General features: G+C 73.1%; 19 protein-coding genes and 9 pseudogenes. 17 read left to right on the top strand and 11 right to left on the bottom strand.

Features of this window, described 5'->3' with window-relative positions; all coding sequences use genetic code 11:
- The first annotated feature begins 1 nt into the window (after nucleotide 1).
- Both RBJ77_RS08895 and RBJ77_RS08890 read left to right on the top strand, forming a co-directional pair.
- Complete coding sequence (locus RBJ77_RS08895; RefSeq protein WP_372344427.1) at nucleotides 2-190, top strand: hypothetical protein; 189 nt, start codon at nucleotides 2-4, stop codon at nucleotides 188-190.
- A gap of 118 nt (nucleotides 191-308) precedes the next feature.
- A pseudogene (locus RBJ77_RS08890) lies at nucleotides 309-1,718 on the top strand (wax ester/triacylglycerol synthase family O-acyltransferase).
- A gap of 588 nt (nucleotides 1,719-2,306) precedes the next feature.
- Here RBJ77_RS08890 and RBJ77_RS08885 read toward each other — a convergent pair.
- A pseudogene (locus RBJ77_RS08885) lies at nucleotides 2,307-2,444 on the bottom strand (pyrroline-5-carboxylate reductase); the annotation flags it as partial.
- A 229-nt stretch (nucleotides 2,445-2,673) separates the two neighbouring features.
- Here RBJ77_RS08885 and RBJ77_RS08880 point away from each other — a divergent pair.
- Nucleotides 2,674-4,178, top strand: a pseudogene (locus RBJ77_RS08880) (SDR family NAD(P)-dependent oxidoreductase).
- Nucleotides 4,179-4,294: 116 nt separating this feature from the next.
- On the opposite strand, the pseudogene RBJ77_RS08875 reads toward RBJ77_RS08880, so the two are convergent.
- The 3 genes and pseudogenes from RBJ77_RS08875 to RBJ77_RS08865 all read right to left on the bottom strand — a co-directional run.
- A pseudogene (locus RBJ77_RS08875) lies at nucleotides 4,295-4,396 on the bottom strand (3-oxoacyl-ACP reductase); the annotation flags it as partial.
- 62 nt (nucleotides 4,397-4,458) lie between these two features.
- Nucleotides 4,459-4,938 (bottom strand): annotated as a pseudogene (locus RBJ77_RS08870) (SDR family NAD(P)-dependent oxidoreductase); the annotation flags it as partial.
- Nucleotides 4,939-5,118: 180 nt separating this feature from the next.
- Nucleotides 5,119-6,027 (bottom strand): HD domain-containing protein, encoded by a 909-nt coding sequence (locus RBJ77_RS08865; RefSeq protein WP_372344426.1) that lies wholly within the window; start codon nucleotides 6,025-6,027, stop codon nucleotides 5,119-5,121.
- A 118-nt stretch (nucleotides 6,028-6,145) separates the two neighbouring features.
- On the opposite strand from RBJ77_RS08865, the gene RBJ77_RS08860 reads away from it, so the two are divergent.
- The 9 genes and pseudogenes from RBJ77_RS08860 to RBJ77_RS08820 all read left to right on the top strand — a co-directional run bounded on the left by RBJ77_RS08860 (nucleotide 6,146) and on the right by RBJ77_RS08820 (nucleotide 12,271).
- A complete protein-coding gene (locus RBJ77_RS08860) occupies nucleotides 6,146-6,556 on the top strand; it encodes a hypothetical protein (RefSeq protein ID WP_372344425.1) in 411 nt (136 codons plus the stop codon).
- Nucleotides 6,557-6,614: 58 nt separating this feature from the next.
- Nucleotides 6,615-7,399, top strand: a pseudogene (locus RBJ77_RS08855) (DsbA family protein).
- On the top strand, nucleotides 7,396-8,298 hold the full coding sequence (locus RBJ77_RS08850) for a cytochrome c biogenesis CcdA family protein (RefSeq protein ID WP_372344424.1): 903 nt from the start codon (nucleotides 7,396-7,398) through the stop codon (nucleotides 8,296-8,298). Before RBJ77_RS08855 ends, RBJ77_RS08850 begins: the two are co-directional and overlap by 4 nt.
- Nucleotides 8,299-8,341: 43 nt before the next feature.
- Nucleotides 8,342-9,118 (top strand): annotated as a pseudogene (locus RBJ77_RS08845) (DUF4142 domain-containing protein).
- Nucleotides 9,119-9,892: 774 nt separating this feature from the next.
- Nucleotides 9,893-10,375 (top strand): hypothetical protein, encoded by a 483-nt coding sequence (locus RBJ77_RS08840; RefSeq protein ID WP_372344423.1) that lies wholly within the window; start codon nucleotides 9,893-9,895, stop codon nucleotides 10,373-10,375.
- A 364-nt stretch (nucleotides 10,376-10,739) separates the two neighbouring features.
- Nucleotides 10,740-10,916 carry a hypothetical protein gene (locus tag RBJ77_RS08835; protein WP_372344422.1) on the top strand — a complete coding sequence of 59 codons (177 nt, stop codon included), beginning with the start codon at nucleotides 10,740-10,742 and terminating at the stop codon, nucleotides 10,914-10,916.
- A 157-nt stretch (nucleotides 10,917-11,073) separates the two neighbouring features.
- Nucleotides 11,074-11,625, top strand: coding sequence for an alpha-L-fucosidase (locus tag RBJ77_RS08830; protein WP_372344421.1), 552 nt, complete (start codon nucleotides 11,074-11,076; stop codon nucleotides 11,623-11,625).
- Entirely contained in the window at nucleotides 11,574-12,140 is a 567-nt protein-coding gene (locus RBJ77_RS08825; protein WP_372344420.1) for an alpha-L-fucosidase, read from the top strand. Before RBJ77_RS08830 ends, RBJ77_RS08825 begins: the two co-directional genes overlap by 52 nt.
- A gap of 2 nt (nucleotides 12,141-12,142) precedes the next feature.
- Nucleotides 12,143-12,271 carry a hypothetical protein gene (locus tag RBJ77_RS08820; RefSeq protein ID WP_372344419.1) on the top strand — a complete coding sequence of 43 codons (129 nt, stop codon included), beginning with the start codon at nucleotides 12,143-12,145 and terminating at the stop codon, nucleotides 12,269-12,271.
- Here RBJ77_RS08820 and RBJ77_RS08815 read toward each other — a convergent pair.
- Nucleotides 12,246-12,590: a hypothetical protein gene (locus RBJ77_RS08815; protein ID WP_372344418.1), complete on the bottom strand. Its 345-nt coding sequence runs from the start codon at nucleotides 12,588-12,590 to the stop codon at nucleotides 12,246-12,248. The genes RBJ77_RS08820 and RBJ77_RS08815 overlap by 26 nt on opposite strands.
- A 311-nt stretch (nucleotides 12,591-12,901) precedes the next feature.
- Between RBJ77_RS08815 and RBJ77_RS08810 the strand changes: the two genes are divergently transcribed.
- The 4 genes and pseudogenes from RBJ77_RS08810 (at nucleotide 12,902) to RBJ77_RS08795 (ending at nucleotide 17,176) form a co-directional block, all read left to right on the top strand.
- The gene (locus RBJ77_RS08810) at nucleotides 12,902-13,339 is read left to right on the top strand and encodes a family 20 glycosylhydrolase (RefSeq protein WP_372344533.1); all 438 of its coding nucleotides are present in this window, start codon (nucleotides 12,902-12,904) and stop codon (nucleotides 13,337-13,339) included.
- Between the two features lie 99 nt (nucleotides 13,340-13,438).
- Nucleotides 13,439-14,110 carry a hypothetical protein gene (locus RBJ77_RS08805; RefSeq protein ID WP_372344417.1) on the top strand — a complete coding sequence of 224 codons (672 nt, stop codon included), beginning with the start codon at nucleotides 13,439-13,441 and terminating at the stop codon, nucleotides 14,108-14,110.
- Between the two features lie 20 nt (nucleotides 14,111-14,130).
- Nucleotides 14,131-14,484: pseudogene (locus tag RBJ77_RS08800) on the top strand (alpha-1,3/4-fucosidase); the annotation flags it as partial.
- 496 nt (nucleotides 14,485-14,980) lie between these two features.
- Nucleotides 14,981-17,176 (top strand): SUMF1/EgtB/PvdO family nonheme iron enzyme, encoded by a 2,196-nt coding sequence (locus RBJ77_RS08795; RefSeq protein ID WP_372344416.1) that lies wholly within the window; start codon nucleotides 14,981-14,983, stop codon nucleotides 17,174-17,176.
- 223 nt (nucleotides 17,177-17,399) lie between these two features.
- On the opposite strand, the gene RBJ77_RS08790 is transcribed toward RBJ77_RS08795, so the two are convergent.
- From RBJ77_RS08790 to RBJ77_RS08770, 5 genes and pseudogenes are all read right to left on the bottom strand, one after another.
- Entirely contained in the window at nucleotides 17,400-17,615 is a 216-nt protein-coding gene (locus tag RBJ77_RS08790; protein WP_372344415.1) for a hypothetical protein, read from the bottom strand.
- A gap of 30 nt (nucleotides 17,616-17,645) precedes the next feature.
- Complete coding sequence (locus tag RBJ77_RS08785; RefSeq protein WP_372344414.1) at nucleotides 17,646-17,828, bottom strand: amidohydrolase family protein; 183 nt, start codon at nucleotides 17,826-17,828, stop codon at nucleotides 17,646-17,648.
- A gap of 175 nt (nucleotides 17,829-18,003) precedes the next feature.
- Nucleotides 18,004-18,756 (bottom strand): annotated as a pseudogene (locus RBJ77_RS08780) (amidohydrolase family protein); the annotation flags it as partial.
- A gap of 154 nt (nucleotides 18,757-18,910) precedes the next feature.
- Nucleotides 18,911-19,054 carry a hypothetical protein gene (locus tag RBJ77_RS08775; RefSeq protein ID WP_372344413.1) on the bottom strand — a complete coding sequence of 48 codons (144 nt, stop codon included), beginning with the start codon at nucleotides 19,052-19,054 and terminating at the stop codon, nucleotides 18,911-18,913.
- Nucleotides 19,055-19,147: 93 nt separating this feature from the next.
- Complete coding sequence (locus RBJ77_RS08770) at nucleotides 19,148-19,405, bottom strand: hypothetical protein (RefSeq protein WP_372344412.1); 258 nt, start codon at nucleotides 19,403-19,405, stop codon at nucleotides 19,148-19,150.
- A 295-nt stretch (nucleotides 19,406-19,700) separates the two neighbouring features.
- Between RBJ77_RS08770 and RBJ77_RS08765 the strand changes: the two genes are divergently transcribed.
- Entirely contained in the window at nucleotides 19,701-19,919 is a 219-nt protein-coding gene (locus RBJ77_RS08765) for a hypothetical protein (protein WP_372344411.1), read from the top strand.
- Nucleotides 19,920-20,991: 1,072 nt separating this feature from the next.
- Here the strand turns inward: RBJ77_RS08765 and RBJ77_RS08760 are convergent.
- Nucleotides 20,992-21,147 (bottom strand): hypothetical protein, encoded by a 156-nt coding sequence (locus RBJ77_RS08760; protein ID WP_372344410.1) that lies wholly within the window; start codon nucleotides 21,145-21,147, stop codon nucleotides 20,992-20,994.
- Nucleotides 21,148-21,234: the final 87 nt, after the last annotated feature.

Here is a 21,234-nt window from a genome sequence, read left to right as displayed (position 1 = left end):
CGTGCGGGCGCCGGGCACCTCGGACTCGGTGCGCTACATCCAGTCCGCCCGGACGAACGGGACCGCGTACGGCAAGACGTATCTGACCACCGAGGACCTGCGCGGACTGCGGGACCTCTCCTTCGAGGTGGGCAGTGCGCCGTCGGCGTGGGGGACCGGTGCCGACGCGGCGCCGCCCGCGCTGAAGTGACGTACTAGACAGCCCACACCCGTCCCACGGACCCGCCTCTCCCAGAGAGGCGGGTCTTAATCTGTTGTGCTAACTGAGCGTGCCGAGATCGTACTTCGACCGTAATCGAGTGAGGGCGATTGACCGCCCACTCCCGTCGTCGACGCGAGAGCACTCCACGACCGCCAAGAGCTCGGACCTGCTCGCGCCACTCGACCTTGCCTTCTCGGAACATCGAGACCGCCGAACACCCCATGCACCTGGGTGCGTTGGGGGTCTTCGAGGCCGATGCGCCCGGCGCCGCGCAGCACGCCCTGACGAACTGCTCGCGGCCCGCGCCGCCGGGGTGCCGGGACTGCGGATGCGCATAGCGGGAGTGCTGATCCCCGCCGGCGGCGCCGCCCGGTGCCCGTCACCGACTTCGAGCCGCTGGACCACGTGCGGCTCACTCGCTCCCGTGGACGACTTCCACGCGGCCGCGGGCGCCCTGATGGAGCGGCCGCTCGACCGGCGGCGGCCGCCGTGGGAGGCGCACGTGCTGCCCGCGGCGGACGGCGCCTCGTTCGCCGTCCTGTTCAAGTTCCACCACGCCCTCGCCGACGGACTGCGCGCCCTGACCCTCTGCGGCGGCCGTGATGGACCCCGTCGACCTGCCCTGTGACACGCGCACCGAAGGACGAGCCGGCGCTGCGCCGCGGACTGCGGCTGCCGTTCCCCGGGATGCGGGAGATCACGCTCGGCGACCTCGACCCGCGGCGCTACCCGGCCACGTGCGGGCGCTCGCGGGCGGCGCGACGCAGGCCCTGTCGATCGGCGCGTCCGTGGCGCGGGCCACCTGGGGCGTGCGGACTCGCCCGCGCTCACCGCCGACGCCAGCGGCCGGCGGCGCACCGCCGGGATCGTCCTCGACCTGGACGACGTGCACCGGATCCGCAAGACGGTGGGCGGCACGGTGAACGACGTCCTGATCGCCGTCGTCGCCGGGGCGGTACGGCGCTGGCTCGACGAGCGCGGCGACGGCAGCGCGGGCGTCGAGCCGCGCGCCCTCGTCCCTGGTCTCCCGCCGCCGCCCGCGCACCGCCCACCCGCAGGGCAACCGGCTCTCCGGCTATCTGGTGCGGCTGCCCGTGGGGAGGGCGACCCTCGAACGGCTCCGGTCGTGCGGGCCACCATGGACCGGCGCAAGGACCACGGTCCGGCCGCGGAGCGGGCGCGGTGGCGCTGCTCGCCGACCACGTGCCGCCGCTCGGCCACCGGCTCGGCGGCACCTTCGTCGGCCAGAACGCCCGCCTGCTGTTCGACCTGCTCGTCACCAGCGTGCCGCTGCCCAGCCTCGGCCTGAGGCCCGGCTGGCTGCCCGCTCACCGAGGTCTTCCCTGCTGGCCCTCGCTCGCGCAGGGCCAGTCCCTCGCCGTGGCCGTCTCTGACGTACCGCGGCCGGGTGCACTACGGGCTCGTCGCCGACGCCGCTGCCGTACCCGACCTGGACGTCCTGGCGGGCGCGGTGACGGACGAGGTGAAGGAGCTGCTGGCCGCCTGCGGCGCCTAGCCCGGGTCCACGCCGGGCCGGCCGAGGTCGCGCGAGCGCGTCCAGCGCCTCCGTCAGGGCTCTCGGCCCGCGGGTCGAACCAGGTCGTGCGGATCCGCTCGTTCGTGCCCTTCGGCGTCTCGTGGTCGCCCGCGAGCTGCCGCAGGGGCCGCGAGCCGTCCCCCAGGGTGCGGCCGACCTCCTGGAAGAGGCCGCGGACGTACCGGTCCGCGTCCTCGGCGGGAACCCTGCCGGGCGGCCCATGCGGTGAGCGTCGCCAGGTACCAGTAGTGCGTGGTCAGCGTGGACGTCAGCGTCTGGAAGACGTCGAGCGTCGCTCTCGTCCGCGACGGGCGGCGCCCCGCCGAGCCGGTCGAAGAGGGCGTCCACGGCCGGGTGCGCCGGGCAGGTCACGGCGACCGAGCGGCGCTCGCGCACGGCGGGCAGCGGATGGCCCGCACGACGGGCACGGTGGTGCCGAGCAGACCGCGCACCTCGTCGGCCGTGACGCCGGCCATGACGCTGAGCACGACCTGCGTCCCTGATCCGCAGCCCGTCGAGGGCCTGCGCGCGGTCCTGCGGGCGGACGGCGAGGACCACCAGGTCGCTGCGGTCCGCCACCTCCTGGTTGTCGGCACCGACCCGCACGCCCGGATACCGCCCGGCGAGCTCGGCGGCGGCCCGGGCGCCACGCGGCGAGAGCGTGATCGACGGCGGGTCGGCGACCCCCTCGCACCAGCCGGTCACCAGGGCCCTGGCCGAGCTCGCCCACGCCGATGATTCCTATGCGGTCCACGGTCTCTCCCGGTCGTCCTCGGTGCTGCGCGCACGCCGTCCCGACCTCGCCAAACCTACAACGTAGATTCGCCGCCGCGGAACGAGTTTGGAGACAGGGCCCGCCGCTCCGTAAAATTCCGCATTCGAAAGCGAGCGCGGTTCGCGCGCGACGCGGGTGACCCGAGGAACGGCAACAGCGATGACGGTGACAGAGAACCACGAGGCCCCCGGGCCCGGCGACGAGATCGCGTACGGTCCCGGCATCGACCCCGAGCGCCTCGCCGTCTGCCTCGCCGTCCTCGACGAGCTCGACACGTTGGACGTCGACCACACCCCGACGCGATCATCGTGCGGCGCGCCACCGCCGGCATCTACCGGACCGTGAAGCAGCGCCGCCGCCAGGAGCGCCGGGCCGCCAAGACCGCCCACGACAAGGCGGTCACCGAGGCGACCGCGACCGGCTCGGCGCAGCGCATCGACGACGAGACCGAGGGCATCCTGCCGTCGTCGATCACCGAGGAGGGCCGGATCGCGGGGATACTCCAGCGCCCGCGCTCCTGCTACACCTGCAAGACCCGGTACGTGGAGGTCGACTACTTCTACCACCAGCTCTGTCCCGACTGCGCCCGCCTCAACCGGGAGAAGCGGGACGCCCGCGCCGACCTCACCGGCAAGCGCGCCCTGCTCACCGGCGGCCGCGCCAAGATCGGCATGTACATCGCGCTGCGGCTGCTGCGCGACGGCGCCCACACCACCATCACCACGCGCTTCCCGAGCGACGCCATCCGCCGCTTCAAGGCGATGGAGGACTCCGCCGACTGGATCCACCGCCTGGAGGTCGTCGGCATCGACCTGCGCGACCCCGCGCAGTCCGTGGCCCTCGCCGAGCGGCTGACCGCGGCAGGACCGCTGGACATCCTGATCAACAACGCGACGCAGACCGTGCGCCGGCTGCCCTCCGCCTACGCCGCCTCTCGTCGAGGGCGAGAGCGCGCCGCTGCCCGCCGGTGAACTGCCCGCCCACTCCGTGATCGGCGCGTTCAACTCGGGCGCGGTCGACGGCATCGCCGCGCTGCCCATCGGCACCAGTGGCATCGACGCGCAGCAGGTGGCCGACCTCGCGCTCGTCGCGGGCAACGCCAGCATCGAGCGGCACCTCGACGGCACCGCCATCGACGCGGGCGGCCTCGTCCCGGACGTCGTCGACACCAACACCTGGGTGCAGACCATCGACCAGATCTCCCCGGTGGAGCTGCTCGAGACCCAGCTGTGCAACTACACGTCGCCGTTCATCCTGATCAGCGCCCTGCGCCCGGCGATGGCCGAGGCCGCGAAGAAGGCGGGCAGCGGCCGCGCGTACGTCGTGAACGTCTCGGCGATGGAGGGCGTCTTCGGCCGCGGCTGCAAGGGCGCCGGCCACCCGAACACGAACGCCGCCAAGGCCGCGATGAACATGGTGACGCGGACCAGCGCCCAGGAGATGTTCCAGTCCGACGGCATCCTCATGACGTCCGTCGACACCGGCTGGATCACCGACGAGCGCCCGCACTACGACAAGCTGCGCCTCGCCGAGGAGGGCTTCCACGCCCCTGCTCGACCTGATCGACGGCGCCGCCCGCGTCTACGACCCGGTCGTCCGCGGCGAGTCGGGCGACGACGTCTACGGCGTCTTCCTGAAGGACTACGAGCCCTGGGAAGTGGTGACGCAGCTGCCGCTGCACGGCGTGCGCGTCGCCGGTCGGTGAGGCGGCGCGCACCCGGGTGCCGCCGTCCACCAGCAGGTCCGCGCCGGTGATCCAGGACGCCTCGTCCGACACCAGCCAGCGCACCGCCCGGGCCACGTCCGCCGGCTCCCGATCCGGCCCGCGGGCAGCCCCGCCGCCACCGTCTCCTCCAGCGGTCTCCCACACGAAGCGCGCCATCTCGGTGCGCACGAGCCCGGGGACACCGAGTTGACCCGCACCGACGGGCCCAGTTCCCCGGCCAGTTGAGCCGTCAGGTGCAGCAGCGCCGCCTTGCTCGTGCCGTACGCGCCCACGTGCGGGCCGACGTGCGCGGCGCCCTCCGTGCACACGTTGACGACGGCGCCGCCGTGCTCGCCCATCCACGCCCGCCACGCGCACTGCACCAGGCGCAGCGGTGCCTCCACGTTCACGGCGAACGCGGTGCGCCACGCCTCGGGGTCGGCGTCCATGAGCGGGCCGTACGGCTGGTTCGTCGCCGCGTTGTTCACCACGACGTCGACCCGGCCGAGCTCGGTCATGGTCCGCTCCGTCACCTCCCACAGGTGGGCCGGGTCGGCGACGGACCCGGCCACGCCCACCGCGTTCGCGCCGAGCGCGCGCAGGGCGGTGACCGTCTCCGCGAGGCCCTGGGTGTGGCGTGCGGTCACGCACACGTCGGCGCCCGCGCGGGCCAGTTCCTCGGCGATCGCGCGGCCGATGCCGCGTGAGGCCCCGGTCACGACGGCACCCGGCCGTCGAGCACGCGCTCCGCATTCATGCGGGTACGTTCTCACGGGGCGGGTGGGCGTGACGACGGGTCAGTGGGTGGGGTGGTCGTGGACGGTTGGTGCGCCAGGTGTGTCGATGGGGCGTCGCCGGCTACGGGTGCGTGGGGCTTTTCGCGCCCGCGGCGGAGCCGCTCATGACACAGCCCCGCGCCTCTGAGAGGCCGACTGCGTCTGCCAGGCCGAGCTCTCGTCGCGGACTGCGGGTGCATCGTGACTGGTCGCGCAGTTCCCGCGCCCCTGAGCGTCTGCCGTGCCGCGGATCGATCTCGTCCGCGGGTTCCGTCGTGGTTGCTCGCGCAGTTCCCCGCGCCCCTGGAAGGCATGCGCTTCGCGCAGCCTTCCCCCACGGGGAGAGGCCGCCCGAAGGGCGTGCCTCCCAGGGGCGCGGGAAACTGCGCGACCAGCCCCCACCGGCCCGCACTCCGGCAACAACCCTTCGCGGCACCACCCTTCGCGGCACCACCCTTCGCGGCACCACCCTTCGCGGCGACACCGCTCAGCGCACCGGCACCCCTCTGCGCCACCAGCTCGACCACGGCCCGCCAGTCTCTCCACCGACCCGGCATCGAGCCCGACCACCTTGCCCGCGTCGTCCGCCTGCCGCAGCGTCACCGCGTCCTCCGCCAGCGGATCCGCCTCGAACGCCGCCACCTCGCGCGCCGTCATCGGACCACCCTGCGCACCGAGCGTCAGCGAACTCTGCGCGGACAGCCCACGGCCCGGCTCGACGGCCGCGAGGTACCGCTTGGCCGGCACGTGCAGCCGCACCAGCCGCGCCACCCGCTCACCGAGCAGCCCGCGCACCGCCTCCGCCGCCCGGTCCGCGTGCCCCGCGTCGTCGCCCGGGCTCAGCAGGTGTCCGAGGTCGTGCACCAGACCCGCGACCTGCAACTCCTTGTCGCTGGGCCGGGAACGGCGCAGCAGCGCCGCCGTCTGCAGCGCGTGGTCGTGCAGGTCGACGGGGTCACCGCTGCGGTCGAGGGGTGTCCCACGCGCCTCCGGCAGGCGTACAGCGCGGCCATCAACTCCTCGACGGTGCACAGCTCGACGCGTTCCATGGACGGACTCCTCCCGAAGATCCTCCGCTGCCTGTCCGGAAGCAGACCATGAGGACCTGACGGACCGGTCAACGGGACGTTAACGCTCCTTCCCTCGTGTGGTGCAGAATTGCCCGCATGCCCCGCCCGACCCACCGCACCCGGACGCGCCCCTGCCGCGCCGGGCGCGCGCGTCCTGCTGGGGTGCGCTGCTGATGGCGCTGCTCGTCTCCGTCCTCGGCGTCTCCCCGCGTGCGCGGCGACCGCCCCGCAGGCCGACGCCCGCACGGTCGCCCGGGTCGCGCCCGCGACACCCGGCTGCGACCCCGAGCGGCAGCACGCCCCTGGACGGCCGGCAGGGCGTGCCCGCGCGCGGCACGTCCGCCCACGAACTCCTCGCGCCGCTCGTGCACGAGCACGGGCTCGGCGCCGACGCCACGTTCGACGGCACCGTCCCGCCGACCCCGGCCGGCCGCGGCCCGCCGCCGCACGACCCGCCCTCACCGGTCGAACTGTCCGTCCTGCGCGTGTAGATGACGCCCACTCACCCGCGTCATCACCCGTACCTCCGCACGCAAGGACGACTTCGCCATGCCCGAAAACGCCACGCCCAAGAACACCGGCGTCAAGAACACATCCGGCAAGAACACCACCGGTAGGAACACCCCCGGAAAGCGACGTCCGCTCGCCGTCTGCGCCGCCGTCGCCGTGGCCGCCGCGCTCCTCGGCACCGTCTCGTACACCGCGACCCGGCCCGAGCCCCGTACCCCGTGGTCACCGAGGAGGGCGACTCGGGCAGCAGCTCGACGACGCCACCGCCGAGCTCGTGAAGCTCGCCCGGCGCGACGCCGGCGACGCCCTCGCGCAGGGCCGTGCGGACGCGCCCGTGGTCCTCATCGAGTACGCCGACTTCAAGTGCGGCTACTGCGGCAAGTTCGCCCGCGACACCGAACCCGCCCTCGTGAAGAAGTACGTCGACGACGGCACGCTGCGCATCGAATGGCGCAACTTCCCGATCTTCGGCGCCGAGTCGGAGTGCCGCCGCGCGCGCCTCCTGGGCCGCCGGGCAGCAGGGCCGCTTCTGGCAGTTCCACGCGGCGGCCTACGCCGACGGCGCCAAGGAGAAGGGCTTCGGCGCCGCGCGCGCTGGACGCCCTGGCCCGGGAGGCCGGGGTGAAGGACCTCGACCGGTTCCGCACCGACCGGGACGGCGCGGCGGCGCGCGCGGCCGTCGGCAGGACCGGGACGAGGCGTACCGCCTGGGCGCCACGTCCACGCCCTCCTTCCTCGTCAACGGACAGCCCATCGCGGGCGCCCAGCCCGCGGCCACCTTCGAGCAGGCGGTCGAGACGGCGAAGGCGCAGGCCGCACGGTGAGCGACATCGGCTACCTCGCGGCGTTCCTCGGCGGCCTGCTCGCGCTGCTCAGCCCGTGCAGCGCCCTGCTGCTGCCCGCCTTCTTCGCGTACTCCGTCGACAGCTCCCGACCCGGCTCGTCGCCCTGCACCGGCATCTTCTACCTGGGGCTCGCCACCACCCTGGTGCCGCTCGGCGCCGCCGGCTCGTACGCGGGCCGCTTCTTCTACGGCAACCGGGACCTGCTGGTCGCCCTCGGCGGCTGGCTGATCATCGCGCTCGGCGTGCTGCAGATCGCGGGCCGGGGCTTCGCCTCGCGCCGGATGACCGAGCTGTCCGGGCGGATCAGGCCCACCAACGCCGTCTCCGTGTACGCGCTCGGCGCCGTCTACGGACTCGCCGGATTCTGCGCGGGACCGATCCTCGGCAGCGTCCTCACCGTCGCCGCGCTCGGCGGGCACCCGGTGTACGGCGGGGCGCTGCTCGCCGTCTACGCGCTGGGCATGGCGGTACCGCTGTTCCTGCTCGCCCTGCTCTGGGAGCGCTTCGACCTCGGCGGGCGGCGCTGGCTGCGCGGGCGGCCGGTGCGGATCGGCCGGTTCGAGGCGCACACGACGACCCTCGCCTCCGGGCTCTTCTTCATCGCGCTCGGCACCCTGTTCCTGGTCTTCGACGGGACGACGGCGCTGCCCGGACTGCTCGACGTCGACGACTCGTTCGCCGTCGAGCAGTGGGCGCGGGCGCCGGCGACCGGAGTGCCGGACGTGGCGCTGCTCGCCCTGGCCGTCGCCGTCGTGGGCGGGGTGTTCGCGGTCCGCGCCCGCCGCGGCCGGACACGGAACGTGACCGAGGACGGCGAACCCCGCGAGGAGCTGAACACGACACCCGCCGCGCCCGTATCTTCCCGTACCACCAAGTAGCTCGCCGTACCGGCGAGTCGACGTCGGTCACCGGGAGGACTGCTTGCGTCGCGTCAACGGCACCGCCCTCATCCTCGCCGCCCTGGTCGCCACCCTCGGCGCCCTGGCCTTCCCGATCTGGTCGTACGCGGACCGGTCGGGAACGGGCCAGGCGAACCTGAACGCCGCCACGGTGGCCACCCAGTGGGGCCCGCTGTCGGCGACCGACCGGGACTTCATCGTCAAGGTCAGGCTCGCCGGGCTGTGGAGATACCGGCGGGCCAGCAGGCCATGGAGCGCGCGCGACCAAGGCGATCCGGGACGCCGGCGACCACCTCGTCGTCGGCCACACCGACCTCGACCAGCGGGTGCGCGCGTGGCCGGCGCAGCTCGGCGTGGAACTCCCCAACCAGCCGAACCCGCAGCAGCAGGGCTGGCTCGACGAGCTGTCGGCGGCGAGCGGCAAGGACTACGAGCGGAAGTTCGCCAATCTGCTGCGGGACTCGCACGGAAAGGTGTTCGCCCTCATCGCCCAGGTCCGGCACACCACCCGCAACACGCTGGTACGGACCCTGGCCGCGACGCCAACCAGACGGTGCTCGACCACATCACCATGCTGGAGGGCACCGGTGACGTGGACTTCGACGCGATCGCCGACGAGGCGGCGGGCGCGGCGAGCGCCAGCCCGACCGGACCGCCGGCGCCGAACGGGCAGGTCCCGCCCGCCCCCGCGCCCGCCCGGCCCACCGGTTCGCCGGACGCCACCTCGTACCCGTCGGCCGAGCCGGGCGACGACGCGACCCGCTCCATCAACACCGACCGTCCCGCCCCCACCTCCTGACCCACTCGTACGGACGCAGACCGGGCGGACGGCGGAAGACCGGTCGCGTCGGCCCGCCCCGCGTGGCTGAATGAACACCCGGCGACCCCAGGGGATGCCCGGGTTTCAGCCCCATCGAGCGGACCCCCGCTCATTTGGTTACTCTGTAGCCGGACGGTTACTGCAAGTGGGTCCCACCCGTACCCATGGTTCCGTCCGGGGAGAGGCCGGTCACCACGGCCGATCCACCAGCGACAACCGGCGCCACCGCGCCCGAACTGGCCTTCCACTCAAGCCCGATCGGGCCTCCGGTGCCCGCGCGACGCTGGGCCCGGCCTCGCCGGAGCGGGTTACCCGACACACAAGAGTGCGCGGTGACACCAGAGAAGACGAATCGCGAGCAACGCCCGAAGGAACGCACGGAGCGGGCCGGCCGCAGGCCGGGAAGCTCGGCAGCCTCGACGTCTGGGCCCGGTCGGCCCCGATCCGCCTCGCCGGGTACGAGGACGATCTCGCCGAACCGCGCATCCTGCCCAGCGTCGACTGAGCCCGTCCGCAGCCCCGACCGTACGCCCGCACTCCTCCACGGTGAGGAGTGCGGGCACAGGTGATGTCCGGGGGCTCCGAGGGCTTCCGGTGTGCCGGGGCGTTCGGCGCTCTCTGATTGGCTCCCCTGTGTCATCGGATCATTTGTCAACTCCTCTGTCTGCACAGTCCAGTGACGCCTCCCGTGCACGCCAGCATCATCAGACCTCCGATGAATGCAAGCCGAGCCGCCTTCAGGGAGTGCTGTGCATGAGTGCGTACCCAAGACGCCAGGTCCTCGGAACCGCAGCCGTCGTGGCCGCCGCGACCGCTCTGCCGTGGGGTACGGCGGGTCCGGCCGCCGCCGCGCAGACCGGAGCGCCCGGAGCGGCCGGTGCCGCGGGTGACTGGGGCACCGTCCCCGCCCCGGTCCCGGTGCCGCTGGACGCCCATTTCGACAACGACGGCATCGACACCGCCGACGCCCGAGGCGGCAGCTTCGACGGCAGCGGCTACACCTTCCCCGGCGAGGAACTGCCCGCCGGACGGCTCGAAGTCGACGGCGTGCCCTATGTGTTCCCGACGTCCTCGGCGGGCGCGAAGAACAACAGTTGTCGCGCTCGGCCAGCGCATCGAACCGCCCAGGGCCGCTACCTCTCGGCCCTGTTCCTCGCCGCCGGCAGCTACGGCGACGCAGGTCCGGCCAGGCCACCGTCCACTACGCCGACGGCTCCACGGCCGGCGCGGGCCTGAGCGCCCCCGACTGGCGCGCGGGCAGCGGCGCCGCCGGCGCCTCGTTCCGCTACCGAGCCGACGGCACCAAGGACGCGCGCGTCGGCATCGGCGTCAGCGAGATCGCGCTGGAGCGCGACCCGCAGAGGCCGTCGCCCTCTACCCTGCACCGAAGCTGGACCCCGCCGAGGAGAACAAGACGGCCCTGCACGTCGTTCGCGCTCTCCTGCAGCCGGCCGCCGAGGGCCGGGCCCTCGCCCTGCGCGACGCCCGCTCCACCTTCCCGCTGCTGGAGGAGACCGGCGCCCAGAGCGTCGAGGCGACCGTCATCAACGCCGGCACCGTCGCCGTCCTCGCCTCCGACGCGCTGACCGTCGGCGTCGATGTGCCCGGCGCCCGCACCGTCGAGCCCGCCCGCGACGTGGCTCGCCCCGGGGAGCAGGCCAGGGTCCGCGTCGGCATCCGCAGCCGGGGCGGCGTCGCCCCCGGCACCGTCCAGGACGGCACGGTCGTCGCCACCGCCCACGCGGCAGCCGGGCGGCCACCGCGGCACGGAAGCTGACGCTCGGCGTGCCCGACTACCGGCCGACCGAGGCCCCGCTCTCCGGACACCAGAGCGCCCCACTGGTTCCACGCGGCCAAGTTCGGCATCTTCATCCACTGGGGCGCCTACTCCGCGCCCGCCTGGGCGCCCGTCGGCACCCAGTACGCCGAGAGTGGTGCTGGAACCAGATGCAGGACCCGAACAGCGCGACGTACGCGCGCACCACAAGGAGGTCTACGGCGAGGACTTCGCCTACGACGACTTCATCCCGCAGCTTCACCGCCGACAAGTTCGACCCGCGCTCCTGGGTGGAGCTCTTCTTCGGGACGCGGCGGGCGCCCAGTACCACGTGCTCACGTCCAAGCACCACGAGGGCTTCGCGCTGTGGGACACCAAGCTGTCCGACCGCAACTCCGTCCAGATGTCCCAAGAAGGACCTCTGTCAAGGAGCTCTTCGACGCTCGAAGAAGTATGCGCCCGAACTCCACCGCGGCCTGTACTTCTCCATGCCCGAATGGATTCAGCGGACCACCCCTGGATGGGGCACGCCCCGCGCAACCCGTACACCCTGGAGCCCGTCCCCTCACACCGGCTACACGGCCGGCAAGGACTACGTGAAGGACTCCAGGCCCAGCAGATGCTGGAGCTGATCCACCAGTACGACCTGCAGCTGATGTGGTGCGACATCGGCGGGGACAACGACTCGCTGCACGTCCTCGCCGAGTAGCTTCAGCCACGGCAAGAACCGGCCCGAGCCCCTGGAAGTCGCCGTCAACAACCGCGCCGGGATCGGCTTCCACGACTTCACGACGCCCGAGTACACGACGTACGACAACACGGTCGTCGCCAAGTGGGACGTCCAGCCGGGGCCTCGACCCGTTCTCCTACGGCTACAACGCGCAGACCCCCGACGACCGCTACATGACCACCGAGGAGGTCGTGCACAGCCTCGTCGACATCGTGTCGAAGAACGGCAACTTCCTCCTCGACATCGGGCCGCGCGCCGACGGCACCATCCCCGAGATCATGCAGACCCGGCTGCGCGAGACCGGCCACTGGCTGAAGGTCAACGGCGAGGCGATCTACGACACCACGTACTGGGCGCGGATGGCCCAGCTCGGCGAGGACCTGCGGTTCACCGTCCGGCCGGACAAGGCGTTCTACACATCCACTCGCTCGCCCAGCCCGGGGCCCGGCTCACGGTCGAGGCGCCGGTGCCGGTGCGCCCCGGCGACAAGGTGACGATGCTCGGGTACCCACGGCCGCTCGACTGGACCGTCAAGGGCGGCGCGTTCGTGATCGACGTGCCCGCCGCCGCGCGCCGGGCCGGCGAGCACGTGTGGGTGTTCAAGGTCGAAGGGCAGGGGCGATGAACGTGACGAGGTCCTCCCGGATCGTGGGCACCGTGCTGGCCCTGCTACTGGCCGCGGTACCGGTCTCCGCCGCCCGCGCGGACACCCCGGCGGCCCCGCCCCCGAAGACGCTGCCCGCACTCACGAACTGGACGCCGCAGAAGGGAGTTACGCGTTCGACGAGAAGACCAGGCTGGTCGCGGGCGACGCCGCTGCCCGGCGCGTCGCCCGCACCCTCGCCGACGATCTGCGCGCCGCAGGAAAGGGCACGGTGCCCGTCACCGGCGGCCCGTCCCGCGCCGGCGACATCGTCGTCGACGTACGTCCGGACCGGAAGCAACTCGGGGACGAGGGCGCTACGAGTTGCGGGCGGGCAGCCGCCTGGAGATCACCGGCGCCGCCGGGGCCGGTGCCTTCTACGGCACCCGCACCTCCTCCAGCTCCTCGCCCAGGGCGACGAGATAGCCCCGCCGGACGCACCGTCGACGTACCCGGGTACGAGGAACGCGGCGTCGGCGTCTGCGCCTGCTACATCCACATCTCCACGGACTGGCTGGAGAGCCTGGTGCGCGACATGGCGTACCGCAAGCTCAATCCAGCTCCTGCTGGAGATCAAGGTGAAGAGCGACGCCCACCCGCGAGGCCCAACACCTGGGGGTACTACACCAGGAGGAGATCCGCCGGCTCGTCGCGCTCGGCGAGAAGTACCACGTCACCATCGTCCCGGAGATCAACTCGCCGGGCCACATGGACCCGTGGATCCAGGACCGGCCCGACCTCCAGCTCGTCGACACCGACGGCAAGGCCCAGCCGTCCCGCCTCGACATCACCGAGCCCGAGGCGCTCGCCTACTACAAGAGCCTCATCGACGAGTACGCCGAGGTGTTCCCCGCCCGCTGGTGGCACATGGGCGCCGACGAGTACATGCTCGGCTCCGACTTCGCCAAGTACCCGCACGTCCTGGAGTACGCGCGCGCCAGAGTACAGGGCCGGACGCCACCCCAGGACGCGTTCATCGACTTCGTCAACCAGGTCGAGGCGTACGCGGCGAGCAGGGCCGGCAGCTGCGGATCTGGAACGACGGACTGACCGGCGCCAACACCGTGCCCGTCACCCCGGCACGACCGTCGAGCACTGGCTGGACGTGAAGGTGAAGCCGAGCACCCTGATCGCGCAGGGCTACCCGTGATGAACGCCGCCTACTCCCTCTACCTCGTCCGCGGCGGCTTCCACACCGACACGAAGAAGCTGTACGACCAGCAGTGGGACCCGCGCAGCTTCGAGGGCGAGAAGCTCACGTCGCGCGACGGCATCACCGGCGCCAGATCAGCCTCTGGCCGGACAACGGCCGCGGCGGACCGAGAACGAGTGGCTTCGGCCGCCCGGCTGCCGCTCGCACATCGCCCAGACCACCTGGGGCGCGGCCCACCCGACGCCGACTACGCCGGGTTCACCGCCCGGGCCGACGCCGTCGGCACCGCCCGCGGGCGCCTGGACCTGACCCGCGTGCCGCTCGCCGACGGGACGTACACGCTCGCCGACCGCGGCCACCGCACCGCCCCGGCCGACGTACGCCTGAGCCGCACCGCCGACGGCTATCTGACCATCGCCTCCGCCGACGGCGCCCGCTGCCTGGAGACCCGCAGCGGCAAGCTCACCCTCAACGTGCCGCTGGAGCCGGCTCCGCGCACCTGGAGACCTGCGACCCGAAGAACACCCTCCAGCGCTGGCGGTTCACGTGACGGCGCCGGATACCGAATCGCGGCGCGATCGCGGATGAACCTCGACGCGACCCCCGGCGGCCGGCTCGTCCAGGACCCGCCGGACCATGAGACACGACCTGGACCCTCGCAGGGCTGAACCGAGGGACCCCCGCACAGATGGCACTCAGCAGACGGCACGCCCTCCTGGCCGGCACGGCCACGGCGGTCGTCGCCACCACCGGCCTGCCCGCCTTCGCGGCGACGCCGAGACCACTACCGGATCCCCGTCGGCCCGGACGACACCCCCGACGAACTCGTCGCCAAGGCCGCCGAGGTCCGCGCCAAGCGCCAACTCGCCTGGCAGCGGCTGGAGAAGACCGCGTTCCTGCACTTCGGCGTGAACACCTTCACCGGCCTCGAATGGGGCACGGCGACGAGGACGGACGTCTTCCAGCCCACGGGCTCGACACCGACCAGTGGGCGCGCGCCCTGCGCGACGGCGGATTCAAGCTCGCCATCCTCACCGCCAAGCACCACGACGGCTTCGTCCTCTACCCGTCGCGGTACACCCGGCACGCGTGGCGAGCAGCAGCTGGCGCGACGGACGCGGCGACGTGCTGCGCTCGTTCGCCGACTCCATGCGCAAGTACGGCATCAAGGTCGGCGTCTACATCGCGCGCCGCCGACGAGAACCAGTACCTCGACGGCGTCTACGCCAACGGCAGCGCCGCACCACGCACCGTGCCGACGCTGGTCGACGGCGACGACCGCGCGGGCCGCGAGCCTGCCCACGTACGACCTCGACGCCAGCCGACTACGGCGCCCACATGCTCAACCAGCTCTACGAGGTGCTCGCGAGTACGGCCCGGTCGACGAGGTGTGGTTCGACGCGCAGAGGCCGCATCCCGCGACAAGGTCGAGAAGTACGACTGGGACAGCTGGTACGCCCTGATCCGCGCGCTCGCCGCGGACGCCTCGATCGCCGTGTCCGGGCCACGACGTGCGCTGGGTCGGCAACGAGGGCGGCATGGCGCGCGAGAACGAGTGGAGCGTCATCCCCGTCAAGGACACCGGCAGCGGCAGGGTAGCACGACTACGTGCTGCCCTACGACGCACCCGACAACGGCAGCCGGGAGGCCCTCGTCGAGCGCAGCCGACCGCCGCCGCGCTCCAGTGGTGGCCCGCCGAGTGCGATGTGTCGATCCGGCCGGGCTGGTTCTACCACGCCGACCAACAGCCCAAGTCCGTCGAGCAGTTGACCGACGTCTGGTTCCGGTCGGTGGGGCGCGGCGCCGTCCTGCTTAGCTCGGCGTCCCGCCGGACCGGGACGGACTGCGCGCCCGCGGCCGACGTCGCCACGCCTCAGGAGTTCCGCGAGCGCACCGACCGGGAGCTGCCCAGGGACCTGGCGCGCGGCGCCCGCGTCACCGACGACGGCGCGGGTGCCCGCACCGTCGACCTCGGCAGGCCCCTCGCCGTCGACCGGATCCGGCTCGCCGAGGACATCCGGCTCGGTCGGCAGGTGGAGCAGTTCGTGGTCGAGGCCGAGGCGGACGGAGCCTGGCGGACCGTCGCCGCACTCGGCACGATCGGCGCGGCCCGCATCCTGCCGCTGGCGGCACCGGTCACCGCGCGCCGCTGGCGGCTGCGGGTCACCCGGTCCCGCTCGGCCGTCCACCTCAAGGAGTTCGGCCTCTGCACAAGTCGCAGGTGTGAGCGGACGGGCGGGGGCCAGGCCCCGCCCGTCACGATGCGAGGATCGGCGGACACCCGAGAGCCGGAGAGCCGCACGAGGAGAAGACCATTGACCGCGCACGACGTTCCTGTGACGGCGGACGGGACCGGCTCGGCCGCCCCCGCATGCTGCGCCGCACCCCGCGGCGCCACCGCGCCGGGCCCCGATGCCGCAACCGGTCGCCCCGCGTCGCGCGCCCTCCGGCCGCGGCATGGTGACGCTGCCCGGCGGCACGTTCCGCATGGCAGCGAGGACGAGCGGGCCAACCCGGGCGACGGCGAGGGACCGGTGCGCGAGTCACGGTCGCCGCGTTCGCATCGACGAACACGCCGTCACCAACGCCCGGTTCGCGGCCTTCGTCAGGAGACCGGACACGTCACCGCCGCCGAGCGGTTCGGCTGGTCGTACGTCTTCGCGGGCTTCCTCACCCCCAGCAGGTCCGGGCGACCGGGCGCCCGCCGGAACCCGTGGTGGCGCGGCGTCGAAGGAGCCACCTGGCGCGCGCCCGCCCGGGGTCCGGCGTCGGCGACTCCGGGCCAGGCGCCCGTCGTCCACGTCTCCTGGGACGACGCGCAGGCCTACGCGCGGTGGGCGGCAAGCGGCCGCCCACCGAGGCCGAGTGGGAGTACGCGGCCCGCGGCGGCGCTCGACCAGGCCCGCTACCCGTGGGGCGACGAGACTGACCCCGCGCGGCCGCTGGCGCTGCAACATCTGGCGGGCGGCTTCCCGAAGGTTGACACCGGCGCGGACGGCCACATTGGCACGGCCCCCGTCGACGCCTACCGGCCCAACGCGCGCGGCCTCCACAACGTCGTCGGCAACGTGTGGGAGTGGGTCGCCGACCGCTTCACGGCGACGCACGACGCGGCGCGCGCGGTGGACCCGCGCGGCCCCGACGAGGGCGGGAACCGGGCGATGCGCGGCGGCTCCACTGCGCTGTGCCACGGCTCGTACTGCAACCGCTACCGGGTCGCCGCCCGCACCTCCAGCACCCCGGACTCCAGCAGCGGGAGCTGCGAGGTTCCGGTGCGCGGCCGATGTCTGAGGAGGTGTGGGCACGCTCGCTGCGGGTGCGCGAGCAGAGACCGACCGGCGGTCCTGCGCGACGCTCTGCTGCCCGCCGTCCTCGTCCTGGTCCGGCACGGCGTCCCCCTCCACGACGCGCAGCTCGCCGTGCACGCGCGCTACGAGCGGCTCGGCGACCAGGTGGTCCGGCGGCCCGAACCGCGCCCCTGGACATGCGGAGACGTTGGCGCTCGGGCGGCCGGACGTCCGAAGGGCGGTCGTGGAGGATCGCCGCCGCCGTGTGGGCGGCGACACGATCCACGGCACTGGTTCGTGGACTGGACCTGGTGTCGCCGTCACCCGGGACCCGCCGGACCGCGCCCGGCTGACCACGATCACCTGGTCCGCCGCCGAACGGCGGCTCGGCGAGGACCGCGGCCGGCGTCACCCGGCGGCGGTCCTCGCCGAGCGGCTCGGCGGTGAACTCGCCGACCGGCTGGGGGTGCCGTCCCGCTTCGACAGCCCGGACGACCCGGGCGGCGCCCTGCCGGCGGTTCAGCCGCCGAAGACGCGCTGACCGCCCACGAACGTCTGCTCCACGCTCGTCGTGCCGATCTCCCGGCCGGGCCCGCGAACGGGTCCCGGTCGAGGACGACCAGGTCCGCGAGGTGCCGGGGCGATCGTGCCGGTCTCGTCGTCGGGTGGTTCACGTACGCGCTGCCCGCCGTGTACGCGGTGATGGCGCGTCCGCCAGGCCGATGCGCTGCTCGGGCAGGAACACCGGGGTGCCGTCGGGCGCGTCGTCGAGCACCCGGTTCACCGCGACGTGGATGCCCTGGATCGGATCGGGGCTGCTCACCGGCCAGTCGCTGCCCGCGGCCAGCGTCGCCCCCGACGCAGCAGCGCGAACGGGTACTGCCACGACGCCCGCTCCGCCCGAGGAACGGAATCGTCAGATCGTCCATCTGCGGCTCGTGCGCGCCCGCAGCGGCTGCATGTTGGCAGTCGCGCCGAGCTCCCTGAACCGGCCGATGTCGTCCGGGTGCACGACCTGGAGATGCGCCAGGTGCGGGCGGGTGTCGCGCCGGCCGTTGGCCCGCCGCGCCGCCTCCACCGCGTCCAGCGCCTCCCGCACGGCCCGGTCGCCCAGCGCGTGAAGTGCACCTGGAAGTCCCGCGCGTCGAGCTCGGTGACGCATACTTCTTCAGCGCGCGCGCGGCACGAAACAGATGCCGCTGTTTAGTCCGAGGCGCAGCCGCACCCGTCGAGTACGGGCCGAGCAGCGCCGCCGTGCCGTTCTCGGCGACACCGTCCTGCATGATCTTCACCGACGTGCAGCGGAGCCGACCGAGGGTGCCCGCCGCGCGCCGGGCCACCAGTTCCTCGATCTGCTCGGTGCCGCGCGCCCGGTCCCACCACAGGGCGCCGACCACGCGCGCGGTGAGCCGGCCGTCGGCGGCGCAGGCCAGGTACGCGTCCGTCGGGTCGGTGAGGTTGGCGTGCTCGCCGAGCAGCGCGTCCTGCCACGCCGTGATGCCCAGTGAGTGCAGGAGCGCCTGGGCCCGGAGCAGACCGGCGATCCGCTCCTCCCTGGTGACCTGCGGCAGCAGCCGGCCCACCAGGTTCGCCGCGCCCTCCTGGAGCATGCCGGTCGGGACGCCGTCCGCGTCGCGCTCGATGCGGCCGTCCGCCGGGTCGGGCGCTACGGGCGTCGATCGGCACGTTCCAGCGCACGGGAGTTGACACGCCCCGTGGTGGTGCGCGGTTGACCAGGTACACCGGCCGGTCGGGGACCAGGGCGTCCAGTTCGGCGGCCGTCGGCGGCCGCCGGGAACGCCTCCATCGCCCAGCCGCGCCGGTGAGCCACGCGTCGTCGGCGTGCTCCACGCGCGTACGCGGCGATCCGCTCCCGGTACGCGGCGAGCGTCGACTCCGCTCAGATCACACTGGCCCAGCTCAGGCCGCCGCCGACCGGGTGCGCGTGCGCGATCCTGGAACGGTACCAGCAGCTTCGCGAGATCGAAGCGACCTCGGTGCTGCGGGCCGACGTCGAGCTCGCGCACCTCGTCGTGGCCGACGGCGACGATCCGCTCGCCGCGGACGGCCACCGAGGTGGCGGGACCGGGCGAATTGGTGCGGACCGGAGCCGCCGGTCAGGACGAGGTCGGCGTGTGCGGTGTCGGGCATGTGCGGCAACTCCTTGTGCGGTGGCGGGTGTTACGGAACGTCGGTGGCGGTCAGCGGGACGGCGTCGGCGTCCGTGCCGCGTCCGGTGACGGGCGTAGGGGAGCGGCGCCGGTACTTGGCGACGGCCGCCATCACGAACCCGGACACGATGATCGCGGCGGGCACGGACAGCATGAACCAGCCGTTGTCGGGCTGAGTTCGAAGCCGTCACTCATCGTGGCGTAGTCGCGGGCGAGTACGCGCCGATGCCGAGCAGCGCCAGCCCGCTCAGGCCCGGCGCGACGACCGCGCGCAGCGCCTGGCGGGGAGCGGTGCGCAGCATCCCGCGGAACCGGACGGCGCAGGCCAGCGCGGTGAGCCCGTAGTAGAGAGCGCGACGACGAGACCGATGGAGTTCACCGCGGCGAGGATCATCTCGTTCAGCTTCGGGATCGCCAGGGCGAGCGGCGCGAGCCCGCCGAGATCGCCGTGACGAGGACCGTGCCGGCGGCCGGCGAGCCGTGGCGCGGGCTGACCTTCGTCCACACCGGGCCCATCGTGCGGTCGGCCCATGGCGAGCAGCCGCGCGCCGTCGAATGACGCTGGACTGCAGCGAGGCCACCGCGGAGAACAGCGGCGCGAGCAGGGGCAGCGTCGCCCACGGTTCACCGTCCGCGAGCTTCGCCCCGAGGTAGGTGAGGGCCTGCGGACCCTGCTCGACCAGCTCGAGGCAGGGACATCTCGCGCTGGAAGGCCAGGGACCCGTACGGAACAGCGCGAGCATCGTGAACAGGGCGATGAATCCGCGCGCCCCGCGTCCCGGACGTCGCCGGTCTCCTCCGTGACGCTGAACGCGGCGTCCCAGCCCCAGAAGAAGAACACCGCGAGCACCAGGCCCTGCGCGAAGCCGGTGCCGTCGTGGATGTCCAGCGGGTTCAGCCACGACCAGGAGAAGCCGTGCGCGCCGGTGGCGAGGGCCCAGCCGCAGAACCCGAGCAGCACCGCGTACTCGAAGACGAGCAGCCAGGTCAGCAGCCGGGTCGCCTTGCGGATGCGGTGACGGCCGTGACCGTGACGGCGGCGAGCACGACGGGGCCGACGACGGTGGACAGGGCCGTCGAGTTGGGGTCGAGCCGCAGCCCGCCGACGGTCTCAGGTGCGCCTTGTTGGCGAACTGGAGGAACGCGAGCCGGTCACCGCGGTCGTGTGAGCCATGAAGATCAGGGTGCCGATCCAGCGTCGCAGCCGGTCAGGAACCCGAGCCACGGGCCGAGCGACCGGCCGGCGAGCGTAGCCGCTGCCCATGTTCTGCTCGTCGCGGTTGAGCCGTGCGTACGTCGGTCGCGATGCCCAGGATCGGCACGAACGCGACGAGCAGGATCGCCGGGGCTGCGAGGCCCACCGTCGCGGCCAGCGACCCCATCCCGATGCGATGCCGAGATGGTGGCCGTGTGCGGTGCTGGACGCGGCGACGGCGATGCCGTCCACGACGCCGAGGAACGGCGCAGACCTGGGGGTTCGCTTCTCATGTGCAGACTCCTGGGACCGAGAACGAGGGACTACGAGGGGTGTGCGGCGCGGGGGGAGGAGGCTGCGATCAAACCGGCCTTGTCAGCGTTGCGTCAATGGTGCTGACATAAGGGTGAGCGAGTCGCCTACGGGAGGGAACGGGATGGCCGAGGGACGGATCCCGGCGGAACGCGCCGGCGGCGCAAGCCGACCAAGTACGTGCTGCACTGTCGAGGAGACGATCAGTGGAGTGCGCGCTGCGGCTCGTCGGGCAGCACAGGCTGGCCCGACGCCCTGAGCGATGCGCCGGCTGGGAGCCGCGCTCGGCTGCGACGCCAGCGCCCTGTACCGGTACTTCCACAACACGGACGACCTGCTGCTCGCCGTCGCGGACCGGATCATCGGCGAGTCCATGGCCGGCTTCGAGCCGAGACCGGATGCCGTGGCGGAAGGACGGGCTGCGGGAGATGGCGCTGCGCATCCACCGCGGCTACCGGGAGCATCCGCGGGTCGCGGCGCTCGCGCGTACCGGGTGACGCGCCGGGTCAACGAGTTCCGGTCGGTGGAGTCGGGGATCGGGCTGCTGCGGCGGAGCCGTTCGGCGACGAGGACGCCGTGCGGCACTACTCGGCGTTCGTGGACACGGTGCTGGGCACGCGGCCCTGGATGCCGCGCATCTTGCGTTGCCGGCCGAGCGGCGGGCGGCGGACGACCGTCGCCTGGACCGTGTATGCGGGGCTCTCCGATGCGGAGTACCCGGAACTGGCGGCTGTGCGCACTTGTCGATCATGGCGGCGGGCGGTTCGTTCGAGGCCGCGCGCTGGAGCTGCTGCTGTCGGCTCTGGTCGTGGCCGCGCCGCAGTAGG

It is taken from the genome of Streptomyces sp. KL116D, from assembly GCF_030766975.1.
Classification (GTDB): Bacteria; Actinomycetota; Actinomycetes; order Streptomycetales; family Streptomycetaceae; genus Streptomyces; species Streptomyces longispororuber_A.
Note: the sequence above shows the minus strand (reverse complement) of the source record. Positions and strands in the feature narration are given on the sequence as shown.

What these genes read in the sequence shown, in the direction of transcription:
- RBJ77_RS08795 (WP_372344416.1), top strand. Translation starts at nt 14,981, where the DNA reads ATGGCGCGCGAGAACGAGTGGAGCGTCATCCCCGTCAAGGACACCGGC.
- RBJ77_RS08775 (WP_372344413.1), bottom strand. Translation starts at nt 19,054, where the DNA reads ATGCTGTCCGTGCCCGCCGCGATCATCGTGTCCGGGTTCGTGATGGCG.
- RBJ77_RS08840 (WP_372344423.1), top strand. Translation starts at nt 9,893, where the DNA reads ATGAGTGCGTACCCAAGACGCCAGGTCCTCGGAACCGCAGCCGTCGTG.
- RBJ77_RS08805 (WP_372344417.1), top strand. Translation starts at nt 13,439, where the DNA reads ATGAACGCCGCCTACTCCCTCTACCTCGTCCGCGGCGGCTTCCACACC.
- RBJ77_RS08820 (WP_372344419.1), top strand. Translation starts at nt 12,143, where the DNA reads ATGCTCGGGTACCCACGGCCGCTCGACTGGACCGTCAAGGGCGGCGCG.